This is a genomic window from Heyndrickxia coagulans DSM 1 = ATCC 7050 (assembly GCF_000290615.1).
Taxonomy (GTDB): domain Bacteria; phylum Bacillota; class Bacilli; order Bacillales; family Bacillaceae_C; genus Weizmannia; species Weizmannia coagulans.
The window spans coordinates 1-3,182 of record NZ_ALAS01000014.1 but is presented as its reverse complement, the minus strand read 5'-3'; the positions used below and the strand labels follow the sequence as shown (position 1 = coordinate 3,182).

General features: G+C 42.4%; 1 protein-coding gene. It reads right to left on the bottom strand.

Features of this window, described 5'->3' with window-relative positions; genetic code table 11:
* On the bottom strand, window positions 1-2,673 hold a 2,673-nt coding region (locus IC21_RS15795), incomplete at its 3' end, for an Ig-like domain-containing protein (RefSeq protein WP_235801093.1).
* Window positions 2,674-3,182 lie beyond the last annotated feature (509 nt).

The following is a 3,182-nucleotide window of genomic DNA, read 5'->3' as shown; positions in this document are numbered from 1 at the left end:
TTTCGCGCCCGCTTCTGTGGTTCCTGTAACCACAGTACTTGTATCGCTTACTTCTCCGACTTTCGGCGCTGCCGGAGCCGTTTTATCAATGACCGTTACCACCGTTTCAGCGCTCTTGTTCCCTGCCGCATCTTCCGCATAAACGACAAGCTTCGTTCCTGCTTTTTGTTTTGCAATGGTTACCTTAAATGCACCGGTATGATCAGCCGTTGCCGTACCCAAATTGTTTGAGCCGGATTTTACAGTAACTTTTGCCCCTGCTTCTGTGGTTCCTGTAACCACAGTACTTGTATCGCTTACTTCTCCGACTTTCGGCGCTGCCGGAGCCGTTTTATCAATAACCGTTACTGTTGTTTCACCGCTCTTGTTCCCTGCCGCATCTTCCGCATAAACGACAAGCTTCGTTCCTGCTTTTTGTTTTGCAATGGTTACCTTAAATGCACCGGTATGATCAGCCGTTGCTGTCCCTAAAATGTTCGATCCGGATTTCACTGTTACTTTCGCGCCCGCTTCCGTGGTTCCTGTAACCGCAGTACTTGTATCGCTTACTTCTCCGACTGTCGGTACTGCCGGAGCCGTTTTGTCCTGAACAGTGACGACGGTTTCTTCACTCTGATTGCCCTTACTGTCTTCTGTATGCACATGCAGTTCTGTTCCGGCTTTTTGTTTAGGGATGCTGACCGAAAAACTTCCATTTGAATCAGTAGAATTGGAACCAATTTCCTTTCCGCTCACCGCTACTTTCACAGTCACATTCGGGTCGGCCGTACCGGTAACCACTGTGTCATTATCCCCCACCGTTTGAACGGACGGTTTTGACAGAGACGTTACAGCGCCTGCATCACCTTTTTCAAGAAGCGTATAGGTAACATCGTCTCCTTTGTCAGAAGGAACTTGAAAATCATCCTTGGAACTTAAAGCTTTGACGATGGCTCCGCCGCCTTTTATATGGATTGAGGAGCCGCTGTAGGTTTTTACTTTCAGCCCGTCAAAAGCGGTATCCCCTTTAAATCCGTAAAGGCCGGTGTCTTCTTTCAAGACAAGTGCAGCACGGAAATCTGTCATAAACTGGCCAAAGCTAAGGTTCGGATCAATGTATTTGTGGATGATATTCTGCACTGCTTGATAATCAGTATGTGGATCACTAATCAATTCTTTATAAATCGTGTTTCCTTGTCCGCACTGGGCCTTTAAATACTCCATAAACAGGTATGACAAAGAATAGTTTGCCAATGTGTCACCCGCATAATCCCAATACAGGAGCGAATGGCCTTTTGTAATGTCCGCATCTTCATTGTAGTAATCGATCCGGTCATTCAACGGTGCACCGGTATAAATTTGTTCAGCCGCCATCGAGAGGCCCTCATCCATCCAAGTATCCGTATCGGTCAATCCTTGCACAAATACTTTCTGGTTAAAATTAATCATATGTTGAAACTCATGCGCCAGCGTAGAATAAGCTTGCGAAACATCTTTCGTAGCAGACATGCCCATCAATGGATAGGTATCAATATAGAAAATTTCCGACTCATTGGAATAGCTGTAATGATACAGGTCGCGCGGAGAAAAATACCCAGCCACGTAACCGCCGCTTCCACTAAATCCATCTTGAATATTATAGCATAGTATATTGACCTTCCCATTCTGGTCGACATCAGATGGCATTCCAAAGTTGTCGACATCTGATCGATAGATTTTATTATCGAATTCTTTTCCAAGTAATGCTGCTTCATCCTCTGTAATATCGTTGTTGTTCACCCAAACGTTGGCATGAGCGCCACTATAAAGGAGCGTTGCAGAAATGGATGAAAACTCGTTGGTTTCTAAGTTTTGGACGTAGAATGATTTGCTATCCCCTTTCACATAGTCTTTTTTAATCGACTTTGTCTCTTTTTTCAAAGCTTTATTTTGGTTTTTCTCTGTGTCAAACGGTGCCACATAATCCATACGATATGCAGACGGGCTGAGATTTTTGCTGTCGGCATAGGCATCATTATTAATACGGAAAGAACCGGTATATTCAGAGACTGAGCCATCAGTAGATTCATTGCTGATGAGTTCATAGTACTTGGTATCCCCGGCATTTGAACCGCTGCCTTTATAAAACGGGTTTGCCACCTTAAAGTAAGTCACACCGCTGAAGTATTGATCCGAAAAGCTTCTTAGTGTGCCTATCCTTATATAAATATAGGGATCATTTTCATAGAGTGATTTATCAATGGTGTAACCCAAGTTAACATTTCCTGTAAACCCACCTATATTGTGATAGGCACTCCCCAAATAATCCATTACTCCATTTCGGTTGGTATAGAATTCAGCATACAAATAAGGGTCCGTGCTACTGCTATTGCAAGCATGGCGAATGAGCAGCTGCATTTTGGTGTCTGAGTATTCCGCTGTAGAGAGATAGGTAAGATAATGATAGCTGCCATAGGTGTCTTTCAAAGCACCGGCATATTCTCCCTCTCCAACCAATGGATAATCGTCCGGATTTTTGTAGTTTTGCTGTCCTTTTTTATCCAGATGAGGCTTGGTATTCTGATTCAAGCCAACATCAGCGGATCCCACCTTATTTTGCTGGTCAGCCTTACTGCTTGCCTGGGCACCTGTCGGCAACCCAGCGATCAAAGAAAACGCCAACAACACATAGAGTACTATTTTCATTTTTTTCATTTGATTCCCCCCCTAATCTTTTACCAAACAAATGCGGTGCTTTTCCCCCATTTTGAAGGATAAAAAGTATCCAAACCATTAAGACAAAAGAAGACATTCTTTATAGGCAACCAGTAGCAATCGGTGCAGTAAGGATTTTACTCCCATTCTGCATACGGTATAAATTGCATCCAAATAGAAACTCTCTCAAGTAGCCATGTTGAAAATTTGGATGGCGCAAGGAAAAATCCCGAATAAATAATTATGATCACCCCCAAGTATGTATTCATCTTTTTTTCAGCTTCCCCAACTGCTTTTCTATGGGAATATACAGTATGATGATTTCTTTCAAACGTCTTATCAGAATTCCTTATAAAAACGGAGGTAAAAACGCTTTATTCCAAGTTTACAATATCTTCTAAATATTGTCTAGCTGGATATGCAAATTTCAGTTCTGAAGAGTAAATTCATCAATTTTTAGATGTTTTATGATAAAATGACTTATCCACATTTAGAAAATTTTTCCATCT